This window comes from Kitasatospora sp. NPDC015121, from assembly GCF_055562955.1.
In genome coordinates this window covers 54,990-75,904 of the sequence record NZ_JBVHEH010000018.1, presented here as the reverse complement: position 1 = coordinate 75,904, position 20,915 = coordinate 54,990, and the positions used below count along the sequence as shown (strand labels likewise).

Sequence of the window (20,915 nt, the reverse complement as noted above, 5' to 3'; positions counted from 1 at the left end):
CGGGGGACCGGTCAGCGCCGGGAGGCGGCGCGGTTGGCGAGGGTTGCGAGGGCGGTGTGGGCGGGTAGCCACGGGATGGCGCGAAGGAGCAGCGTGCGGTTGGCCTGTTGGACGGGATCTGCGGGGTCGCAGCCGACGAGCACCGAACCGGCGTGTGCGGTGGACAGGTGGGCCTCGTAACAGTCCTGTGCGTGCTGCTGGCCGAGGGGGTTCCAGAACAGGACCACGCTGGTGCGGCGGATCTTGCGGTCCTGCCAGCCAGGCGGGGTCCACGCTGCGTAGGGCTCGGCGTCGGGGCTGCGGGAGAGGCGGGGGCTGAGGACGGTGGTCTCGAAGCCGCCGTCCGCCAACAGGCCGACCGCTTCGCGCTGCCAGGCCGGGCAGCCCGCAGTCGCCCCGGCCAAGTACCTCGAGGGCAGTTGGTCAGATTCGAACCGCCTCGGCGCTTCGATGTAACGCAGGCCGCTTCGGGCGGGAACGGGCCAGGCTGACGGCCCGATGCCGGCCGCTGGCCGGGTGGCTGCGGTGGGCGGCTGGTTCGGGTGATGGGATGTCATCTCTTCTTCGCGTACAAGGGGTGCGGAGGATTCGGGTCAGTGCAGTGCGTCGACGAAGCCCGACAGCCGGACAGCGGTCCGGTTCGGCTTGAGGTAGGGGTCGCGGAGCGGGATGGCGTGGCCGGGGATGGCGCGGATCACCAGCCCGATCGCGACCGCCTGCACCGTGGTGCGGGCGCCCAGGGCCTTGACCGCCGCGTTTCGGCGGGTCTCCGCCACGTTGCGGTTGAGGGCCAGGCGGCGCGCCGCCTGGGCCAGCGTGCTGTCGATGGTGGCGATCAGGACATCGAGATCGTCGGGCTGCGGGTCTCTGGGGGGCGCGAGGGCTGCTCGCACGGCGATGGCCGGATCCAAGTAGCCGTCCAACACATCGTGGCCCACCAGGTGTGCCGGCCTGCGGCATCCACGGCTCTCCGCCATCGAGTTGAGGGCTTCCAGGACGGCGGCCCGGGTGTAGAAGGACCGCTGCGCGATCTCCTCCATCGTCCGGCCCGCCACGGCCAGGACGAGCATCGCCTGCATGAGTGGCGACGCCGGCACGGGATGCTGGGGCGGACCGATCATCCGGCCGCAGACGCTGGTCAGCAGCCCCGGCACCGGGACGACGAACCCGGCCGCCTCCTCTGGCGTCACCACCGTCACCGCACCCCGCTCCAGCGGAGGCTGCTCCGGCCGCTCGTCCTCTTCCAGTACCTCGGTCCACAGCTGCTGCAGTCCGCGCCGCCTGTACTCCGCGCGCACCCGCTGGGCCTGGTCCACCCCGTGCAGCAGCACGGGAAGGCCGGCCCTGCGGGCGTGCGTCAGGAGCCGTACCAGCGGCGGCAGGGAGACGCGCGAGGCGAACGGGGCGGCGCTGAGCAGCGCGCGGGCGCTGACGACCATGCCTGGATGCGTCCGCAGTAAGCGTTGGAACAGCTCGTCGGACTCGTACGGTGCGACCTGGGCCTCCTCGGAGAAGACCTCTCTCATCGGCGCCGCCAGCCGGTGATGGTGCAGGTGCGGCCCTGACCCGGACGGCCGCCATGGGTTTCGTGCTGGTGGTACGGGGTGGTGAGGACGTGCGGCACTCGGGGGGAGAGCCAGTCGGCGCCCGCCGCCGCGGCCAGGACACCGGCCGCGAACAGGCCCAGCCAGGCCGGGTGTGCTTGGTCGCGGTATTCGACGAGAGACGCCCCGGCGCTGCCGGTGCCTGTGCCGAGGACGAAGCAAACGATGGCCGTCGCGGCGCGGCGGGCAGGACGGGGCGCGCTCACGCGGCGCTCGCCTGGCTGCGAGTGGCGGTGAGCGGCTCGTCGGGCCAGCCCGGCATGATCGCGGACAGGTGGACCGTCCCGCTGAGCACGGCGGCGATGGCCAGCCGGGTGCGGCCGGTGGCCCCGAGCTGGTGGGTGATCGTCTTGACGTAGGTGCGCAAGGTGGCCGGGGCGACGCCCAGCTCCTGGCTGATCTCCAGGTCGTCGGCCCCGGCGACGAGCGCGTCGAGGACCTGTCGGTACCGGGGGGTGAGGTGCGGACGTCCGGCGCGGGCAGTGGGCGACTGGTCGGTGACGATCCCGCAGCCCGCCGCCCAGGCCGCCAGGTGGACGGTGTTCCTCGTGCCGGTGGCGGCGTGCAGGTCGGCGACGGCGGCGTCGACGTCATCGATGCCGAGCAGGGCTCGCAGGGTTCTGCGGGTGGTGCCGGTGACGACGTGCCGGACCAGGTCGGCCCGGGCGGCGTCGAGGTCGTGGAGAGGGTGTTCGGTGAGCACAGGAGTCTCCTTGCCGGTGAGAGGGGTCAGGGGGCGGTGTCGAGGAGGGCGAGCAGGCGCTCGGCGACGGCGGGCGCCCGGTGGGTGCCGATGACCAGGACCACGTCGCCGTCCTTCGCGTGGCCGGCGGCGATCTCCTCGGCGCTCTGTGAGCTCGGGCCGGTGTGGACGGTGTGCACCCGCTCGACGGGCAGGCCCTCGCGGGCCGCCGCCGCTACCGCCTCCAGCGGGTCCTCGACGTCGAGCACCGGAAGCCCTGCGGCCACCGGCAGCAGCACGGCGCGGTGGCCGCGGTCGAGCGCGGCGCCCAGGGCCTGGGCCTGGGCACGGGTGCGGGCGTAGCCGTCCGGCTCCAGCACCGCGGTCACGCTGCCCCGGCCGGCGAGTTCGCTGGCGGCCTGCAGGTCGCGGGCGACCTCGGCGACGTGGCGAGCCCGCGAGCGCAGGACGCTGATGCCGCGCCGGGTACCGAGGTGCTGCATCGACCCCTCGGCGCCGCCGAAGCGGGCCAGGCGCTGGGCGAGGGCGTCCTTGTCCTCGCTCAGGACGAGGGCGGTGGCCACCGCGCAGAGCGTCATCACCGCGTGGTGCAGGCCGGTCGCGGGCACCACCGACCGGAACGTGCCGCCTCGGTACCGCAGTTCCGCCCAGTAGCCGCCGCCGTCGACCTTCTCCAGCTCGGTGATCCGCACACCGCAGCGGGAGGAGTACCCGACGGTGACCACCTCAGGGCCCGGCCGGTCGGCCAGCCGTTCGCGCAGGAACGTCAGCGGCTTGTTCCACCACGCGATGTCCGGGACGACGACGGTGCGCGCGGTGCGGGCCTGGTGCTCCGCCATGGCCAGCGCGGCGTGGACGTCCTCGTGGTGCGGGTGGTTGGGGTCGACGGCGGTGATCAGCATCGCGGCGGGAGCCGGGGTAGGGCGGGAGACGGTGCCGGGAGACAGCCGCATCGGGGAGGCGGGGACCGTCTCGTGGGTGGCGGTGTCGGGCGAGAGGTCGACGACCAGGCGCACGCCACCGTGGTGCCCGGCCGGAGTGCCGGGTGCGGAGGTGCTGAGGATCCAGCCCGTGCGGCCGTCGTCGAGGAGGTGGGCGAGAGCGGTCGAGGCCGTCGCGGTGCTGTGGCTGCCCCACACCCCCACCAGCCCGCTGCCGCTGACCCCGGCGCAGGCCAGCGCCAGGGCGTGGGTGCGGGCGAGCACCGGCACCCGGCGCTCGACGGCCGCGTCCAGCTCGGGGTGCGGGCCGAAGAGCGCCCGCGACCACACCATCGCGCCCAACTCGCCGACCGCCTCCGGTGCCAGGACCTCCACCATGCTCACCCCGGCTGCCCGGAGTCGGTCGGTAACGTGCCCGCCGGCTTCGTCGGCATGGGCGCTGCCGCTCACCCGCGCGCCGCGCGCGGCCAAGTGCAGGGCCAGGCCCTCCATGCCCGGATCGGTGACGCCGACCAGGTGCACCGTCGACAGGGCGCTGGGAAGGCCGACGGGGTCGGGCGCCGCGCCGGGGGCGGCAGTAGGGGCGGGGACGGTGGCCATGCTGCTCTCCAATGTGCTGAACGGGGGGAGGGGGTGGCTCGGCCCGGCCGGGCCGGGGCTCAGGACTGGGCAAAGCCGCGGGCGAACTCGGCCGGGCTCACCAGCGGCGCGTGGTGGTCCAGTTCCAAGCGGGCGAGGGCGGCCAGGTGCGCGATCGCCTGCACGCCGAACAGCTCGGCAACCGTCCGGTCCGCCTCGAACACCCGCACCGCCGAGGCGAGATCGCGCGGCAGGCGCCACGCCTTCGCATCCTGGTAGGAGTCGCCGGCGGTGGGCACGGGCGGCTCCAGGCCGTCCGCGATGCCGTGCCGGATACCGGCGAGGGCGGCGGCCACCGCGAGGTACGGGTTGGCGTCCGCGCCCGGCACCCGCACCTCCAGGCGTCGGCCGCTGCCGTGGCCGACCACCCGCACCGCGCAGGAGCGGTTGTCCCACCCCCACGTCGCCCGCCTCGGCGCGAAGGAGTGGTCGGCGGCCAGACGCCGGTAGGAGTTGACCGTCGGCGCCCACATCGGCCCGGTCACCGGCAGCACGTCCAGCAGCCCGGCCACCGCCTCCCGCCCCATCTCAGACAGCAGCTCCCCGCCCGCGTCGGGGGTGAACACGGAGGCACCACCGTCCAGTCGGTGCAGCGACAGGTGCAGATGCAGGCCCGAGCCGGTACCGGTGAACGGGGTCGCCATGAACAGCGCGGACATCCCGTGCCGCTCGGCCACCGCCCTCGCCGCCATCTTGAGCAGCAGGTGCTGCTCGCACGCCCGCGCCACCGGACCGTAGGGGAAGGTGACCTCCACCTGACCCGGCGCCCCTTCGAGCTTCAGCGCCTCGACCGGCAGGCCCGCCTCGGCGAGCACCCGCCGCAGCTCCCGCAGGAACGCGGCGACGTTCTCCGGCAGGTCGAGCGCGTAGTCCAGGTTGCCGAGCATCGCCGCACGCGGACGCCACCCCGAGCGCTCGGCGTCCCGCTCACTGCCCTCGACCAGCACGAACTCGCACTCCAGCCCGACCACCGGCACCAGGCCGCTCCCGACGAGCCCGGCCACTTGCTGGGACAGGACGCCCACCGGGGACAGGGGGTGCGGCCGGCCGTCCTGCAACGGCGTCGCCCACACCAGGGCGGTGCCCGGCAGCCACGGCAGACGCCGCGCCCGCTCCACGTGCCAGTCCAGCTCGACGTCGCCGAACCCGGACTCCCACGACCACGTTCCGCGCCCGGCGGGCGTCATGCCCAGGTCCGTGCCCAGCAGGTAGCCGCACACCTCGCTGGAGACCGGCCCCCGCTCCAAGCGCGCCCGGAGAGTTCCGGTGTCGAACAGCTTGCCCTTCATCCGGCCCTGCGCGTCCGCCACCGCGACCATCACCGAGTCGACGCCGCCACCGTCGATCAGGTCCACCAGCGAGCCCTCGGGCCCCGACGCGCTCACACGACCTCCTCGGACAGCTCGACCAGCTCGGCCGACTGCTGCACGGGCGGCGCGTAGTCGTACCGGCCCCGCAGCCGCCACCACAGCGCGGCCAGCCCCAACGCGACCAGCAGCGCCACCGGCGCGTAGTTGAACGTGGAGACGTTCACCGGGTAGGACTGCGGCAGGCACACCAGCACCGTCACCACCGCCACCCAGCCCACCGCGACCCAGCCCACCAGCCGCCCCCGGCGGCGCAGGTTCCACGGGCCCGGCCGAAACGGGCTGCCCCTGCGCAGGCGCAGGTAGACCGGCACGGCGTACGCCGGGGTCATGCCCACCACGTTGATCGCGGTGACCGCCCCGTAGGCGACCGGCGACCACAACGACGGCAGTGCCAGGACGAACGCCGCCACTACCGACAGCCACACCCCTGCCACCGGCGTACCGGTGCGCTCGGAGACCCGGCTCCACAGTCCGGATCCGGGAAGTCCCCCGTCCCGCGCGAACGCGAACACCATCCGGGAACTGGCCGCGGCCTCCGCGTTGCCGCAGAACAACTGCGCCACGATCACCACCAGCAGCAGCGCCTTCGCCCCGGTCGGGCCGAGCGCGTCGAGGAAGATCTGCGCAGGCGGCACACCCGTCGGGGTGTTGAGGACGGCGTCGTAGTCGCCGATGGCGAGCAGCAGGCCGGCGAGCAGCACCGCGCCCGCGATCCAGGACACCCAGATCGAGCGCACGATCCCCCTCGGCGCCGCGACGGACGCCTTCGTGGTCTCCTCCGACATATGCGCGGACGCGTCGTAGCCGGAGAAGGTGTACTGCGCCAGCAGCAGGCCGAGCGCGCTGACGTAGACGGGGTTGCTCCAACCGGTGTTGTCGACGAAGTGGCTGAGCAGCCAGTCGGCACTGTTGTGCTGGTCGGGCACGACGGCCAGCGCCCCGACGATCAGCACCACGCCGCCGATGTGCCACCAGACCGAGACCGAGTTGAGCACCGACACCAGCCGCACACCCCGCAGGTTCAACCCCGCGTGCAGCAGCAGGATCACCGCGAAGATGCCGAGCAGGCCCAGCGCCGTCGGCTCGTAGCTGAACTGCATGTTCAGCAGCGCGCCGACGAAGCTGGCGGCGCCGTAGTCGATGCCGCAGATCCCGCCGATCAGGCCGAGGAGGTTGAGCCAGCCGACCAGGAAACCCCAGCGGGGGCCGCCGAGGGCGTGCGCCATGTAGAACAGGGCGCCGGACGTCGGGTAGGCGGAGGTGACCTCGGCAAGTGCGGCACCGACGAACAGCACCATCGCGCCGACGCCGATCCAGCCCCAGAACATCACCGTCGGCCCGCCGGCGTTCAGGCCGAACGCGAACATCGTCATGCAGCCGGACAGGATGCTGATCACGGAGAAGGACGAGGCGAAGTTCCCGAACTCGCCCATCCGTCTCGACAGCTTGGGCTCGTAGCCGAGCCGACGCAGGTGCTCCTCGTCGCTCGGTATCGGCGGCGCGGCGTGGGCAGGGGACATGATGAGACAACCTCCGTACGCGAAGAAGGAGATGACAAGGAGGGGAAGAGGGGGGAGGAAGGTCAGGCGAACGCCGTGGCGCGGCCGGCGAAGGCCTGCTGCCGGGCGGTCAGCAGCAGTTCCTCCCCCTGCGTCGGCGAGTCCGCGACGTAGGACCAGGGCGCCCGCGACGCGAGTCGCCCGAGGGCCTCGAACACCTTGACGGCCGCACCCATCTGCGCCGACGCCCACAGGGCGTGCGCGAGATGGCTCAGGTCCGCCACCGTCCACGCCCCCGGGTCCGCCGACAGCCAGCGTTCGTAGGCGCGTTGAGCGTGGGAGAAGTGCGGCTCCCGTCGCCACTGCCCCCGCGTCACGGCATCCCGGACCGGCATGCTGCGGTACTGGTCGACGGACACGTACAGGTGCAGAGCCGCCAGGGGCGAACCGGCCGGCGCCCGCAGCGCCGCAGTGTGCACGAAGTCGACGGCCGCCGTCCGGTCCAGCCGCCGCCAGTACCGGTACACCCGGTGGTGGACTTCCCGGGAGCCGGGGACGCGGCGCAGCGCCTCGTCGACCAGCCCCCACGGGCCGGGCGGCAGGAGCGGATCCGTCGACCGGACCCGGTGTTCGGGCCTGGCCCGGCCGCGGTCCAGCACGGCCAGGGCCAGCAGGCACGCCCACGGAACCGGATCGGACGTGTCCTCCGTCGCCGCAGTCCAGCACGCCTCGCGGGCCTCCTGCTCCAACCGCCCCGCCCCCGACCGGCCCTCCTCACCAGTGAGAAGGGCGTGCTCGACCAGCGCTCGCAGCCGCAGGACGCCGAGCCCGACGGCCGCCGGATTCTCGCGGGCCCACGCGGAGAGCACCGTCGACCGAGCGGCGACCAGCCCCAGCACCTGCGTCCGGGACACCCACAGGTCGGACGACCGCTCCGTACCCGCCAGCAGCCGCTCCGTCGACAGCCAACGGCCGGCCAACAGGTCGTCCACCGCCGTGCGGAGCGGGCCGTCGAACCCGGCGGGGTGGTAGTGCGGTCGAGAGGTCTGCACGGCAACCGCCTCCAATTGGATGTGGGCATGACATGAGGGGTTCGGACTCGGTGCACGGAAGGCGGCGTCCATGACCTGGGCCGACGGACACGCGGGGCTCCGTGTGCCGCTCCGGGTTCCCCCGGCATCGGGTGCGAGTACAGAGAATCAGCCGCGAACTGGCCTTGAACAGGTCAGACTTGGGGACACCCGTGGGACATCCATGGGACATCGTGGCGTTGAGCTGCGGTTCTTCGAGTGGGGCTCTGGAGTTCGCCGATGAATGACCCCTCGCCGCTGGCGGCGCGACGGAGACTGCTCGGCTATGCCCAGCAGGCCGCCGCCCGGGCGGCGGGGGTCGACCGTCGCACCTGGGGGCGCTGGGAGCGGGGTGAGGCCACCCCCTACGCGTACCAGTTGCCCCGGGTGGCAGCCGTCCTCCAGATCCACCTCGAGGAGCTCGACGCCCTCCTCAGCCGGGCGTCCGACAGCATCCGGAACCCTGTGTCGGCCGCTCCGGCACCTGCGCCGCCCTCGCTCGACGACCTCGACACCGTGGTCGCCGACTGGGCGGGACTCTCACCGGTCACCGAGTCCGTAAAGGCCCTGTGGGTCACCGAGCAGGACCTCGCGATGGCCGGCCAGATGCTGGCCGCGTTCCGCCAGTTCGACCACACCTACGGCGCCCGGCAGAACGCCGGACAGGTCGCCGGCTACATCGAGCAGCAACTCGACCAACTCCAGCGGCGCCCGGCGGCGAGCCCTGAGATCGCGCGGCGGAGAGCACAGCTGACGGCCGAGTACTGCGAGCTGGCGGGCTATCAGGCCGTCGACAACGGCGAGCCGGAGAAGGCCCAGGCGTACTACCGGCGCGCCCTGAACCTGACCGCGGCGATCGGCGACCGGTCGTACGGCGCCTACCTGACCGCCGTCAACCTCGGCCACCTGGCGCTGCACTGCGGCCGACCGGAGACGGCACTGCGCTGGGCCTCGGCGGCCCAGGCCGCCGCGGGAACCGCCGCGAGTCCGCTCACCAGGGCCGCGATCACGGCGGTGGTCGCCCGGGCCAACGCGCGCCTCCAGCGGGAGGACGAGGCGACCAGGCTGATCGGGGAAGCCGAGAGGCTGCTCGACCGTAGCGACGCGGACGAGCCCGCCTGGATCCGCTACTTCACCCACCCGTACCTCGCGGACGAGGCGGCCCACTGCCTCAGCGACCTCGGCAGGCCGCCGGCCGCGCGCAACCAACTGGTCGACGCCCTGCACGGGGTGGGGCCCGACCGGGTGCGGCGGCGCGCGATCGATGCGGCCCTGCTCGCCACCACCTGGGTCGCCTCCGGCGACCTCGACCAGGCGTGCGCGGTGGGCACCGAGGCCGTCGAGTACGCCGCGCGCACCGGATCCGGCCGCTGCGTCAACCGGGTCACCGACGTGCTGGACGCGCTCCGCCCGCACGCCGAGTACCCCGTGGTGCGCGACTTCCTGGAGTTCACCCGGACGGTCCTTCCCGCCGCGTTCGCCGGGTGAAAGCCAGGGGTAACAGGGGGCACAGGCGCAGGTGAAGACGGCTTTGATTGTTCAGGCACAGGAGGCACGGCGGCGGTTCTTGCTGCCCGCGCGGCCGGCGACTCGCCGACCGCGTCCCCGGCCTCACCCCGCCAGCGGGCCCCAGGCAGCGGGCACCACCGTACGGTAGAAGCGGAGTTCGGCGGCCAGCGCCGCAGCCCGGTGCCGGGGGTCGGACAGGTAGTGATCGCCGCCGTCCAGCAGCAGCGCCTCACCGATCCCGCGCGTGGCTAGTGCGTCGCCCAACTCCATGGCGTCCTCGGCGGAGGTGATCGTGTCCGCCGAACCGTGGACCACGAGCACCGGGCGCTGCACCGATTCCGGCCGGGCCGCGCCGGCGCGGCCGCGAAGGGCGGCCGCGTGCGGTTGCTGCCACACCGGTACGGACTGCTCCCACCGGGCCGGGTCGATGATCGCGGACACGGCGGTCGCGGCGGCGAACGGCCCCGGGCGGCAGGCGGCTTGGAGCGCCGTGTACCCGCCCGCGCTCGCGCCGCCGATGAAGACCGCGTCGGCCCGGGCCGTCCCGTTCGCGATGAGGTGTTCGGCGACAGCCGCGCAGTCGTCCACGTCCAACTCGCCCCAGCGGCCGTCCAACTGCTGCCGGAACGACCTGCCCCGGCCCGTGCTTCCGCGGTAGAGCGGTTCTGCTACCGCGAAGCCGTGGCTGACGAAGAACCGCACCGACCAGTCCAGCCGCAGTGGTACCCCGTCGGTGGGGCCGGGGTGCGCGCGGACCAGGGTCGGGACCGGCCCTGTGGCGCGGGGGAGGTGAAGCAGGTAGCGCACCTCGACGCCGTCCACCAGGACGAACTCCACCGAGGGTGAGGGCACGGGTTCCAAGGTCGGCGTCGGGGGAGCGGCGGAGAGGAGGACGGCGTCTGGACGGCCGTCGAGATCGCACGCCCAGAGCGCCGGAGCGCTCGTCGGAGTCGACCCGATGACGGCCACGCTGCCGCCCAGCACGGCCACGTACGGCTTCACCGAGGTGAGATTCGCTCCGATCCGCTCCCGTCGGCCGTCGTCGTCCACCACGAGCAGCTCGCTGGTGATGCCGTCCGTGACCGTCAGGACGGTCTCGCCGGCCGGCAGCAGCGCGTAGGACTGGTATCCGCCCTCCCACGGGGCGGGCCCGCAGTCGGCGTCGAGGGGGGCCACGGCTTCGACCCCGTCGGAGTCGGTGAGGCGGTAGAGGTTCCACCACCCCGTCCGGTCCGACAGGAAGTGGAGCCGGCCGTCCGGCCCCCAAGTCGGCTGCATCACCGACTCGGTGGGGCCGCCGGCGACCAGGAGCGGTGGGCTCCCGGTGTCTGTCCGCGCGATCATCAGCCGGGTGCCGTCCCACGGCATCCGGTGGCGCTCCCACTCCAGGAAGGCCAGCCGGTCGCCCGTAGCCCGCGGGTGCCCGAGAAAACCGGAGGAGCCGACGAGCACCTCCACCCGGCCGTCCTCGGCGATGGCGACGATCTCGTCCCGGTCGGTGCTGCCGCGGACCGCGAGCAGCCGGCCGTGCGGGCCCGCCGCCAAGTCGCCGTACTCCCAGCCGTCGGCCTCCACCAGCGCGACGGGGCCGCCATCGAGCGGCTGGAAGAAGACCGCGCCGTCCGGCCCGACGAACCACACCGATCCGTCGGTGACCGCGAAACTCCCACCCCCGTAGGCGTGGAGCGAACCGCCTACGGCCAGCCCGGACGGCGTGACCGGCACTGCCGGGCCGGCCAGCGAGGACCGGAACAGCCGCTTCACACCCCCGTGGTCCCGATCGGACTCCAGCCACCAGAGGGAGCCGTCGGCCGCCACCAGCTCGTCGCGGGAAATCGCGGCCCGAGCTGCGGCTTCGGGCAGCATCCCGTCTTCCTCGATCATGCCGTCCTGGTCCTCCCGGGCCACCGTCCCTGGCAGCTCGTAGGCTACCTGTAGCAAGGGGGACCCCAAGTCACCTTCCTGCCGCGTCTCTTCGGCGGTCACCATGTCGAGTCCGAGACCGGCTGCCGGACGGCCCGGAACCTGCCTCGCCTCCGTGGACGGACGGAGCGCCGGTTCAGCGCAGCAGGATGAAGACCAGTGCCGCGATGCCGCCGAGGGCGGTGCCGGCCAGGATCTGGGCAAGGGTGTGGGCCTTGAGCACCGTCCGGGACCAGCCGATGGCCGCGGCGCCGAGCGCGGTGAGCAGCAGCCAGGGGCCGAGAGCGAGCGCGAGGATCATGACGGTGCCACCGGCGACACTGTTGTGGATGGAGATCTGCCACCCGGTGGTGACGACGAGGGTGGAGACGAGCCCGACGAGCATCGCGACGACCAGCGCCGACACGGCGGACGGTGCGCCGAGGGCGTACAGCAGGGTGATGCCGGTGGCGACCGAGACCAGGCTGAGCGCCATGGGCAGGATGCGCTGGCGGCGGACGCGGATGTGCTTGTCGGTGAGGCCCCCGCGCTTCACGCCGAGCAGGATGATGCAGATCGGGATGACGCCGCAGAAGAGCGCGGCCAGCAGCCCCCAGCCCAGGCCGGACCAGGAGCGGGTGCTGTGCCAGCCGATCAGCAGCAGGAGCGCGATCACCAGATTGGCCGGGGCGAGGACGTCCGTGATGACCCGCGCGGCCTTCTGACGGGGCGTGCTCTCGGCGAAGGCGGGCGGGGCGGGCGGTTCGAACGTCACGGGGTGGCTCCGGCAGGGGCGGTCGGGCGCGCGAGGTGCGCGCTGGCGAAGTCGGTGGCGAGGTCGGAGAAGTAGGCCTCCGACAAGGTGAGTAGAAAGGCGACCTCGGTTTCGAGATCGGCACCGGAGTGCGTCGGCGCTTCGAGATGGCCGGTTCTGGCCCGTCCGGCGATTTGGGCTTCGCGGGCCGCACGCAGCCAGCAGGCCTCGGCCGCGACGGCGGCCCTGCGGCCGGTCATCCCGGCGTCGTCCACGTGGTCGGCGGCGCGCAGCCGCATCGGGACGGTGGCGGAGCCGTTCAGGACGAGGATCGCGTCGCGGATCTCGATCGTCCGCCGATAGAGCCGGTTGCGGATGCCCCGTAGGTCGAGCGCGTCGACGACCGGGTGCCGTTTCGGGCCGTAGCGGATCTGGGGGACGGCGTCGCTCAAGTGCGCCCAGAGCGGGTACAGCCTGACGAGGCTGCAGTGGTGCCGGGCCGCCCGGACGGCCATCGGAACCATCGGCATGGTGCTGCCGACGGAGACCAGCAGCAACGGAACGAGTGCCAGGAGACCGTTCAGCACCTGCTCGGTCCCGTCCGGCAGCGGATGGAACCCGAGTCGGCCGAACAGGAGCATCGCGGCACGGTGCGCCGTGTACACGATGCCGATGCCGGTGCCGAGGCAGATCAGTCGGAGTCCTCTGCGGAGCGAGTCCGGACCGGGATGGCGAGACCACTTCCAGGAGAGCCGGGCGGCGGTGAACATGGCCCAGCCGAAGTACGTGGTCCAGGTCAGGGTGTAGACCAGGAGCCAGGGATCCCGGGGAAAGGTCGTCAGCGGGTCGAGCGCCTCGTGCGGGCGATCGGAGCCGAAGAACAGCGCGACCATCGCGGTGAGGGTGGCCAGCGGGACCACGGCGCCGGGATGACGTCGACCGCGCCGTACCGCAGGACCGGAGCTGGCGGCCGCGCGGGAGAGGAACACGAGGACGCAGGCGGCGGCCGAGACCGCTGAAGCGTGTTTGAGCAGCGCCGCGAAGCTGTGCACACCGACTGCTCTGTCGAGCCATAGGGTCGCCGGAACGTTGGCGAAGCACAGTTCCACGGCGAGGATGAGGAAAGCCGCCCAGAGCGCCCGCTTCTCCTTGTTCCGGAAAGCTCCCGGGGCGCGCCAGACTGTGATCGACCACAAGATCATGCAGACGCTCAAGTTGATGACACGCATATCGGTTTACTCGATCAGGGAGGACAGGAGGTGGTTTGCGATAGGGTCGGCCGGCCTGCTCGCCATCTCCTCCGCCTGGCGAATTCGGTGGGCGAGAAGTCCGGCCAGTCCTTCCGCCGACTGCTCATCCTCGTGGGCGTAACTGGTGCGGCCGAGGAGGCTGACGATCCGGTTCATCGGAAATCCAGCCCATTCCTCCGCGCTGAGTACCTCGCCGATACTGCGCCGCTGCTCAGTCCGAGCCGGCGTCTGGGCATGGGTGTCACCCGGCAGGCAGGAGTGGCCCAACAGCATGTGGCACAGCTCGTGGAGGATGATGTGGTCGTGATGCAGGCGGCTGGTCGCGTTTTCCACGAATATGTGGTCGGAGTTCTCCAGTGCGATCCACGCCCCGCAGGGAGCCGAGTTCGCGTCCCCTTGGTGCTCGATGGCGTGAATGTGTATCTTGCGACCGCGCATCGCCGCGACATTCTCGCACAGCTTCTCGATGGTGAAAGGAGTCGGTATTTCCAGGCTTTCCGCCACAGCGGAATGGTTCCTGGAGCCGCCTGCCTGGCCTCTGCCGCGCCAGCTTCGCATGTCCCCTGCCCGATCCGGTGATTATCCTGTGCCCCGTGGGGAGTCAAAGCATATGCGCACGAACAAATGGAGCTGCCGCCGGGGGATTGGAGGGGGCGGTGATTCGCTGCGGAGCGTGATCGCCGGGTTGCCGTGCGGCGGGATGAGGCGGTGAGGCTGCCGCGCGTGAATCACTTACGGTGATGAAGCGTGTTACCGGAAATTTATCTGAACCGTTTTCAGATGATCACCGGCGGCGTCCGCGTCAGCTGGCCGGGCCGCTGTCCAGCCCTTCTGCGGCCCGGGCGATCTCCACCATCCGCGAGATGGTCGACAGGCTCTCCTGGGACAGCCCGGACGCCCGGAAGGCGAGGTTGGCCACCGGACCGTCGTCGATGATCCTTTGCACGTCGTCGGCTTCGGCCGGCGCGGCCGGTGCGGCCGACTCTTCGGGCTCGTCGTCACCGAGGAGGTAGCTGGGGCGGACGCCGAAGCCGCCCTTGGCGAGGGCCCACAGGGTGGTCGCCGTCGGATTCGTCTTCCCGCCGGTGCGGAGCTTCTGGATCAGGCTCGCGCTGACGCCGGCGCCGTCGTTGGCCGCCGCCCAGGCCGCCGTCCTGTCGGCGATCTCCTTGTTGGTGAATTCACGCCCTTCGGTCGGGTGGCGATGGGTCGCGAAGAGCTCGTTGAGTCTCGACTGGACGGTTGCTGTCATGGAGTGCTCCGGCGGTGTGCGGCGATGGACACACTCTAGTCCGACTCGGTCCTCGGGGGCGCACTCTAGTCTCCCGAATGCGTGGACTTTAGTGTACGTTGATCGCGCAGACGGCACACCAAAGTCCGTCTTTGCTGGTCAGGCTGCCCAATGGGGTGGATGGATGCCCCCGCGCGCTCTATGGTTCTGGTCCCACCACACACGGTGGACCGGTCGGAGAGCCGCTGCTCGCGCCCACCGGAAACGAGACCGGCGCCCTGGAGCCACCAACTCCTGGACGCCGGGCCGGCGCCCAGGGGGCCGGTTCACTGCCACGCGCTCGGCGGGACTTCCTTGCACGAGAGACCACCGCGCGCGCTCCTACGAAGCACGGAGTGTCTCATGCGCGTACCCACGATGGAAACGGAAAGCTCGGTACCACGTTCTTGTGGCCGGCACCTCCGGTCGGCCGGCCGGCCGGCCGACACCCTGCTCGACGCCGCCGCTCGGGGCCGCTGACATGGCGCGCATCCGATCGGTCAAACCCGAGACCTGGGTGAGCGAGACGCTCGCCGAGGTCTCCATCCCCGCGATGGTCACCTTCCTCGGCATGACCAACCACGCCGACGACCACGGCCGCCACCGCGACAACGCCGCGATCGTCTACGGCCTGGTGTGGCCGATGCGCGAGGAGATCACCCGCGCCGACGTCGAAGAGCACCTCCAGCAGCTCGCCGCCGTCGGAGCCGTCTGCCGCTACACGGGCTGCGACGGGCGGAAGTACTTCCACTACCCGACCTGGCGCAACCACCAGAAGATCGACAAGCCCTCGCTGTCCCGGCTGCCCGCGTGTCCGCACTGCGAGCCGGAGCGGTGCGGTGTCTGCAAGGGCCCGTGCATCCAGCGCAGCGCCCTCGCCGCAGTGCCGACCCCCGCGCCCGAGGCGGACCCGACCGCTCCCCGACTGTTCGACGAACCCTCGGCGAACACTCCCTCCCGCCTCGCCCCTCCTTCCGGACCCGCCGCGAAGCTGTCCCCGCAGGGCGGTGCCAGCGGCGGCACGGCCCCCGCCCCGGCGGTCGACGAGAAGCGCGTGGCCGTCCCTGCCGCTGGAAGAAGTGCAGGTCACACGGCATTCGTCGAAGCCTCTCCGAAGGCTCGCCGAAGTGTCCGGGAGCCCTCGGCGCCTGGATCTAGGATCTTGGATCCTGGATCTTCTTTCCCTACGGGGCGCCAGGCGCCCGAGCCGGAGGCCGTCTCGGTGGGCCAGCTCGTCGGCGAGTACGTCGCCGCCTGTGACAGGCGCCCACCGGGCAGCGTGCTCGGCCACCTCGGCAAAACCGTCAAGGGCCTGCTGGCCGAGGGCATCGACCCCGAACACGTCCGTGCCGGGCTGCGGCGCTTCGCCGAGATCCAGGGCCACCCGTCCCGGCTGCCCAGCCTGGTCAACGACGCCATGAACGCGCGCACCGCTGGTTTGGCCCGGCCGGGATTCCGCCCTAACCTGCCCGCTCACCAGGCATGGACCAACCCGGTCGACGCCGCCACCGCCTACGCCGAGGAGCTGTGATGCGCCACCACCGCGACCCGCAGACCCTCGCCGACAGCCCTTCCGTCCTGGACCGGATGGCCCGGATCCTCGCCGCCCGGGGCATCGACCACGCCGCCGTCGACGCCCTCCCCGACGAACCGGAGCCCTTCTCGCCGCAGGCCGCGCTGCCCGCCGGGATCCCGCCCCGCTACCGCGACGCCGTCGCCGACCACCCGCTGGTCCTGGCCTGGACCCGACAGGTCGCCGCCCAAGCCACTGCCCCCAGCACCGGGGCACGCCGCCAGGTCGCCTCCGGCCCCAGCCTGCTGATGGCCGGGGTGACCGGCGCGGGCAAGACCCACCAGGCTTACGGAGCCCTCCGCGTCCTGGTGCGGGCCGGCCTCGGCGTGCGCTGGCGCGCCACCACCGCCGCCGACCTCTACGCCGAACTCCGCCCCGGCTCCGACACCGACGCCGAGCGGGTGCTCGCCGCCTACGGCCGGGTGCCGCTGCTGATCCTCGACGACCTCGGCGCCGCCAAGACCAGCGAGTTCGTCGAAGAGCAGACCTACCGGCTGATCAACCGCCGGTACAACGCGATGCTCCCGACCCTCATCACGACGAACCTGCAGATCAGGGATCTCAAGGCGTACCTCGGCGATCGCGTCACCTCCCGCCTCGCCGAGATGACCACCCGGGTCGAGTTCGAACCGGTCGACCGCAGACGCCTTCACCGCGCCGCCTGAACGACCATCCCAGCCGCGCCCCCGAGCGCGCCGCCCCTCGCCGACCCAGCGCACCTCTCCGCCGACGTCGCCCCGCGTGCGGAGAGCGATCGGAGCACCCCGCATGAGCACCACGCCCACCACCGCCGAGCGCTACCGCTCGCTCGGCGACCACACCTGGCAGGACCAGGCCGTCTGCCACCCCAGCGAGTACAACCCCGTCGACCCCGAAGTGTTCTTCCCCGCACCGGACGAGATCGGCAAGATCACCACCGCCCTGTCGCTGTGCGGCCAGTGCCCCGTCCGCCTGGCCTGCCTCGACGCCGCCCTCGAAGGCGGCGAGACCGACGGCATCCGGGGCGGCCTCACCGAGGAGGAGCGCGCACCCATGCACAAGGAGATCGCCAAGCGCCTCGATTACGGCCGGGTCAACGCCACCATCGCCGGGCGCGACATCCACCTCACCACCGCCGAACGCCACGCCGTCGTCCTCGCCGGATACCGCCACGGTGTCAGCGCCGAACGGATCGCCGACCTGCTCAAGGTCACCGAAGACCACGTCCAGAAGCTCTACCGCAAGATCTGCCGCACCATCCGCAACCGCGAACTCCAGCAGGCCGCCCGCCCCACCGGCGCCGACACCGGCCGCCTGACCTCGGGCGACTTCGGGACGGCCGCATGAGCGCCACCACCCCGACCACCGCTTACGTCACCGGCTGGGACCGCATCGCCGTCATCGCCCTCGGAGCCACCGGCTTCGCCCTCTCCTACGACTCCCTCCAGCAGATGGCCGAAGCCGTCCACGTCCGTGGCCTCCTCACCTACCTTTTCCCACTCATCGTCGACGGCTTCATCGCCTACAGCATCCGCGCCCTGCTGGTGATGCGCGACGCCCCGCTGCGCGCCCGTGCGTACTTGTGGCTGCTCTTCGGCGCGGCCACCGGTACGAGCCTGTGGGCCAACGCCCTGCACGCGGTCAGGATGAACGAGCAGAACGCCGTTACCGGCCTGCGGCTGACCGACACGGTGGTGGCGGTGCTCTCCACCATCGCCCCGCTCGCCTCAGCTGGCGCCGTCCACCTCTACATCCTCCTCGCCCGCGGACCGGTAGACCCGGCTGACCGGGACGGTCGGACAGACCGCACCGGCCACCCGGCCGAACCGGGTGGCAATGCGGACAACCTTCCGGTGGCCACCAGTGACCTCGAACTCGGTCAGTCGGCCACCCACCCGGTCAGTGATCGTCCGGCCGAGGCCGTCCCGGTGACCGGCCCGCCGGCCAGCCCGGTCATCCCGGTCACCGCGCTGCCGGTCACTGACCGGGCGGCTGACCGGGACACCGAGGAACTGCTGGAGATCGCGAAGCAGGCGGTCGCGGAGGCGGACAACAAGCTGACCCGCGCCGTGGTCGCCACCGCGATCCGGGGTCAGCAGATCCCGCTGTCCAGCGACACCCTGACCCAGCTGATGGCCCAGCTCCGCGAACAGCAGCGCAAGAACCAGCTCGTCGACGCCGACCGGAGCTGACCGACACCGACCGGCCGGGGCTGACCGAGGAGGTCACCCGGCCGGTCACCCACCCGCCACCGCACCACCGAAGTGGAGCACCGACATGCGCACCACCCCCGCCACCTGGACCGAGGCGGACGCCTGGCTGACCGTCCTGCACCAGCACGGCCACCTCCACCACGTCCAGGCCGGCACCGACGGCACCCGCACCGTCCAACGGGGCCGGCACTCCCGGCCCTGGACCCTCCACCACCCGGTCTTGGCCCTCGACTGGATCGAGGACCTCGTCCGCGACGTCGAGCAGCGCGACACGGAGATGCGCCGATGACCGGCACCGCCCCGAAGGCCACACCACCGCGAGCGGCCGGGGACCCCAACCGGGCTCCTGGCGGAGCAAGTTGTGGGGTAAGGAGTCCTTACCCCGCGCCCACCCCCACGGGGGCGGGAGCACCCCGGTCGGCGGCAGACCCAGGGGTGCCTGCCGCCGACCGGGGAGTCGGCCCGGGGGTGCCGACGAAGAAAGAGGAGGGGGAGCAGCAGGGCGAGCCGACCGCCGAAGCCGTCCGCGCGGCCACCCGCCGCCGGCTGCGCCAGCCCGTCGCGCGCACCAACCGCGTCTGCCCCCGCTTCAGCGACCCCGAGTGGTCCCTCCTCCAGCACGCCGCCCGGCAGACCGGCCTCGCCTCCGGCGGCTACACCGCCGCCGCGACCCTGGCCGCCGCCGCGAGCAGTGACCCGAACGCCGCCGTCGCCGACTACCGCCGCGGCATCCAGGAACTCATGGAGTCCAACCGCCAACTCGGATCAATCGGCAACAACTTGAACCAGGTCGCCCACTTCCTCAACGCCGGAGGCCAGGTGGCCGCCGACCTCCAGCAGCTCCTGCAGCGCGTCGAAGCCTCCATCGCCGCGGTCGACGACGCCATCGCCTGGATGGTCCGCCGGTGATCCCCAAGATCCGCACCGGCACCGGCGGCACCTACGGCCTCATCCGCTACCTCTTCGGACCCGGCAAGCACGACGAGCACACCGACCAGCACGTCGTGGCCAGCTGGAACGGCTTCGCCCCCGACCCCGGCCGCAACCCCCACCACACCCTCGCCCAACTCGCCAACCAGCTCGACCAACCCGTCAAGGCCATCGGCGACCGCGCCCCCGCCACCACCATCTGGCACTGCTCGGTGCGCGCCGACCCCGGCGACCGCCACCTCGACGACAACGACTGGGCGAACATCGCCCGCCGCATCGTCCACGCCACCGGCATCGCCTCCGACGGCGACACCACCGCCTGCCGCTGGGTCGCCGTCCGCCACGCCGGCGACCACATCCACATCGCCGCCACCCTCGTACGCCAGGACGGCCGCCTCGCCGGCCTCTCCTTCGACCGCCGCAAGGCCCAGGCCGAAGCCCGCCGCATCGAAAAAGACTACGGCCTGCGCCAACTCACCCCCGGCGACGGCACCGCCGCCAAGAACCCCACCAGCGCCGAGCGCTGGAAGGCCGAACGCACCGGCCGCACCGAGACCCCGCGCGAAACCCTGCGCGAAGCCGTCCGCCAAGCCGTCGCCGGAGCTGCCGACGAGGCCGAGTTCTTCGACCGGCTGCGCGAGGCCGGCCTCCGCGTGAAACTCCGCCACGCCCCCTCCGGCGACGTGCTCGGCTACAACGTCGTCCTGCCCGGCGACCGCAACCGCGACAGCGAGCCCATCTGGTTCGCCGGATCCACCCTCGCCCCGGACCTCTCCCTACCGCGCATCCGCCGCCGCCTGACCGACGCACCCGCCGGCACCGCACCTCCACGCACCGACCAGTCCGCTCCCGCCCGCACCCGCCGGGACGCCGCCGCCACCGCCGAGCGCGCCACCGCGCTCCTCGACGAAGACGGCGACGAAGCCGCAGCCCAGCTCGTCGGCGCCGGCGAACTCCTCGACGCGCTCGCCCAGACCTCCCCCGCCGCCACCCGCGCCCAACTACGTGACGCAGCAAGGGCCTTCGAGCGCGTCACCCGCTCCCATGTCCGCGCCGAGAACGCGGACATCCGTGCCCTGCGCTCGGCCGCCCGCGGAATAGTCCACGCCGGAACGGCGCTTGGACGAGGGGAGGACGGCGGCGCCACCGCCATGGTCCTGTCCACCCTCGTCCTGCTCACCCTGGCCGCCGCCCGCTGGCACTCCGCCCGCGGCCACGCCCAGCAGGCCGCAGCCTCCCGCCAGGCAGCCGAACATCTGCGCGCCGCCTACCGGCACAGCGCCGCGACCCCGCTACGGGCGATGCGCGAGAGGGCCCAGGCACTGCCCGAACCCGAACGCCGCCGCCACGAAGCCACCATCCGAACTGCCCTCGGCGAACCGGACACCCGCACCAGCACTGCCGAGCGGTTCGACGCTCTGGCCGCCACCCTCGCCGAAGCCGAGAAGGCCGGCCACGACCCCAAGACCCTCCTCGAAGAAGCCGTCGACCGCCGCGAACTGGGGAGCGCCCGCGACACCGACGCCGTGCTGGTTTGGCGCATCCGTCGCCTCGCCAATCTGCCCGCCCTCCCCAGCAGCTCGACCAAGCCGAAGACCGCTGCGGCCAAAACGGTACCCGGCCGCGCCGGAACGCCGACGCCGACTCGGCCGGCCACCGATCCCCGCCGCCCGGCTCCCCGCCGCTGACCAGCACCCGAAACCCCTCGA

At 72.3% G+C, this 20,915-nt stretch carries 21 protein-coding genes; 8 read left to right on the top strand and 13 right to left on the bottom strand.

The features are described from left to right. Positions 1 to 11 precede the first annotated feature (11 nt). The 8 genes from ACZ3J7_RS26400 to ACZ3J7_RS26365 all read right to left on the bottom strand — a co-directional run bounded on the left by ACZ3J7_RS26400 (position 12) and on the right by ACZ3J7_RS26365 (position 7,808). Positions 12 to 404, bottom strand: a complete 393-nt coding sequence (locus ACZ3J7_RS26400; RefSeq protein WP_465625378.1) for a hypothetical protein — start codon at positions 402 to 404, stop codon at positions 12 to 14. Positions 405 to 593: 189 nt separating this feature from the next. Continuing rightward, a complete protein-coding gene (locus tag ACZ3J7_RS26395) occupies positions 594 to 1,526 on the bottom strand; it encodes a hypothetical protein (protein ID WP_465625376.1) in 933 nt (310 codons plus the stop codon). Continuing rightward, positions 1,523 to 1,810: a hypothetical protein gene (locus ACZ3J7_RS26390; protein ID WP_465625374.1), complete on the bottom strand. Its 288-nt coding sequence runs from the start codon at positions 1,808 to 1,810 to the stop codon at positions 1,523 to 1,525. Before ACZ3J7_RS26390 ends, ACZ3J7_RS26395 begins: the two co-directional genes overlap by 4 nt. Further along, on the bottom strand, positions 1,807 to 2,307 hold the full coding sequence (locus ACZ3J7_RS26385) for a helix-turn-helix transcriptional regulator (RefSeq protein ID WP_465625372.1): 501 nt from the start codon (positions 2,305 to 2,307) through the stop codon (positions 1,807 to 1,809). Before ACZ3J7_RS26385 ends, ACZ3J7_RS26390 begins: the two co-directional genes overlap by 4 nt. A 26-nt stretch (positions 2,308 to 2,333) precedes the next feature. Then, positions 2,334 to 3,848, bottom strand: a complete 1,515-nt coding sequence (locus ACZ3J7_RS26380; RefSeq protein ID WP_465625370.1) for a Mur ligase domain-containing protein — start codon at positions 3,846 to 3,848, stop codon at positions 2,334 to 2,336. 59 nt (positions 3,849 to 3,907) lie between these two features. Then, entirely contained in the window at positions 3,908 to 5,272 is a 1,365-nt protein-coding gene (locus ACZ3J7_RS26375; RefSeq protein ID WP_465625368.1) for a glutamine synthetase family protein, read from the bottom strand. After that, positions 5,269 to 6,777 (bottom strand): amino acid permease, encoded by a 1,509-nt coding sequence (locus ACZ3J7_RS26370; RefSeq protein ID WP_465625366.1) that lies wholly within the window; start codon positions 6,775 to 6,777, stop codon positions 5,269 to 5,271. The genes ACZ3J7_RS26375 and ACZ3J7_RS26370 overlap by 4 nt, the downstream gene beginning before the upstream one ends. Before the next feature lie 62 nt (positions 6,778 to 6,839). After that, positions 6,840 to 7,808 (bottom strand): hypothetical protein, encoded by a 969-nt coding sequence (locus ACZ3J7_RS26365; protein ID WP_465625364.1) that lies wholly within the window; start codon positions 7,806 to 7,808, stop codon positions 6,840 to 6,842. Positions 7,809 to 8,066: 258 nt separating this feature from the next. Here ACZ3J7_RS26365 and ACZ3J7_RS26360 point away from each other — a divergent pair, with 258 nt between their 5' ends. Next, positions 8,067 to 9,314, top strand: a complete 1,248-nt coding sequence (locus tag ACZ3J7_RS26360) for a helix-turn-helix domain-containing protein (RefSeq protein ID WP_465625362.1) — start codon at positions 8,067 to 8,069, stop codon at positions 9,312 to 9,314. A gap of 123 nt (positions 9,315 to 9,437) precedes the next feature. Here the strand turns inward: ACZ3J7_RS26360 and ACZ3J7_RS26355 are convergent, their stop codons facing one another. The 5 genes from ACZ3J7_RS26355 to ACZ3J7_RS26335 all read right to left on the bottom strand — a co-directional run bounded on the left by ACZ3J7_RS26355 (position 9,438) and on the right by ACZ3J7_RS26335 (position 14,493). Further along, the gene (locus tag ACZ3J7_RS26355) at positions 9,438 to 11,276 is read right to left on the bottom strand and encodes a S9 family peptidase (protein WP_465625360.1); all 1,839 of its coding nucleotides are present in this window, start codon (positions 11,274 to 11,276) and stop codon (positions 9,438 to 9,440) included. Positions 11,277 to 11,394: 118 nt separating this feature from the next. After that, positions 11,395 to 12,012, bottom strand: coding sequence for a hypothetical protein (locus tag ACZ3J7_RS26350; protein ID WP_465625358.1), 618 nt, complete (start codon positions 12,010 to 12,012; stop codon positions 11,395 to 11,397). Continuing rightward, positions 12,009 to 13,193 (bottom strand): MAB_1171c family putative transporter, encoded by a 1,185-nt coding sequence (locus tag ACZ3J7_RS26345; RefSeq protein WP_465625502.1) that lies wholly within the window; start codon positions 13,191 to 13,193, stop codon positions 12,009 to 12,011. Before ACZ3J7_RS26345 ends, ACZ3J7_RS26350 begins: the two co-directional genes overlap by 4 nt. Before the next feature lie 33 nt (positions 13,194 to 13,226). Continuing rightward, entirely contained in the window at positions 13,227 to 13,745 is a 519-nt protein-coding gene (locus tag ACZ3J7_RS26340) for a hypothetical protein (RefSeq protein ID WP_465625356.1), read from the bottom strand. A 298-nt stretch (positions 13,746 to 14,043) separates the two neighbouring features. Then, the gene (locus tag ACZ3J7_RS26335; RefSeq protein WP_465625354.1) at positions 14,044 to 14,493 is read right to left on the bottom strand and encodes a helix-turn-helix domain-containing protein; all 450 of its coding nucleotides are present in this window, start codon (positions 14,491 to 14,493) and stop codon (positions 14,044 to 14,046) included. A 499-nt stretch (positions 14,494 to 14,992) separates the two neighbouring features. On the opposite strand from ACZ3J7_RS26335, the gene ACZ3J7_RS26330 reads away from it, so the two are divergent. The 7 genes from ACZ3J7_RS26330 to ACZ3J7_RS26300 all read left to right on the top strand — a co-directional run bounded on the left by ACZ3J7_RS26330 (position 14,993) and on the right by ACZ3J7_RS26300 (position 20,894). Further along, a complete protein-coding gene (locus ACZ3J7_RS26330; protein WP_465625352.1) occupies positions 14,993 to 16,042 on the top strand; it encodes a hypothetical protein in 1,050 nt (349 codons plus the stop codon). Next, a complete protein-coding gene (locus ACZ3J7_RS26325; protein WP_465625350.1) occupies positions 16,042 to 16,749 on the top strand; it encodes an ATP-binding protein in 708 nt (235 codons plus the stop codon). The genes ACZ3J7_RS26330 and ACZ3J7_RS26325 overlap by 1 nt, the downstream gene beginning before the upstream one ends. Before the next feature lie 103 nt (positions 16,750 to 16,852). Continuing rightward, positions 16,853 to 17,410, top strand: coding sequence for a WhiB family transcriptional regulator (locus tag ACZ3J7_RS26320; RefSeq protein ID WP_465625348.1), 558 nt, complete (start codon positions 16,853 to 16,855; stop codon positions 17,408 to 17,410). Next, complete coding sequence (locus ACZ3J7_RS26315) at positions 17,407 to 18,255, top strand: DUF2637 domain-containing protein (RefSeq protein ID WP_465625347.1); 849 nt, start codon at positions 17,407 to 17,409, stop codon at positions 18,253 to 18,255. The genes ACZ3J7_RS26320 and ACZ3J7_RS26315 overlap by 4 nt, the downstream gene beginning before the upstream one ends. An 85-nt stretch (positions 18,256 to 18,340) precedes the next feature. Next, positions 18,341 to 18,565, top strand: coding sequence for a hypothetical protein (locus ACZ3J7_RS26310; protein ID WP_465625345.1), 225 nt, complete (start codon positions 18,341 to 18,343; stop codon positions 18,563 to 18,565). Positions 18,566 to 18,744: 179 nt separating this feature from the next. Further along, positions 18,745 to 19,185, top strand: coding sequence for a MobC family plasmid mobilization relaxosome protein (locus ACZ3J7_RS26305; protein WP_465625344.1), 441 nt, complete (start codon positions 18,745 to 18,747; stop codon positions 19,183 to 19,185). Continuing rightward, positions 19,182 to 20,894, top strand: coding sequence for a relaxase/mobilization nuclease domain-containing protein (locus tag ACZ3J7_RS26300; protein WP_465625342.1), 1,713 nt, complete (start codon positions 19,182 to 19,184; stop codon positions 20,892 to 20,894). Before ACZ3J7_RS26305 ends, ACZ3J7_RS26300 begins: the two co-directional genes overlap by 4 nt. Positions 20,895 to 20,915 lie beyond the last annotated feature (21 nt).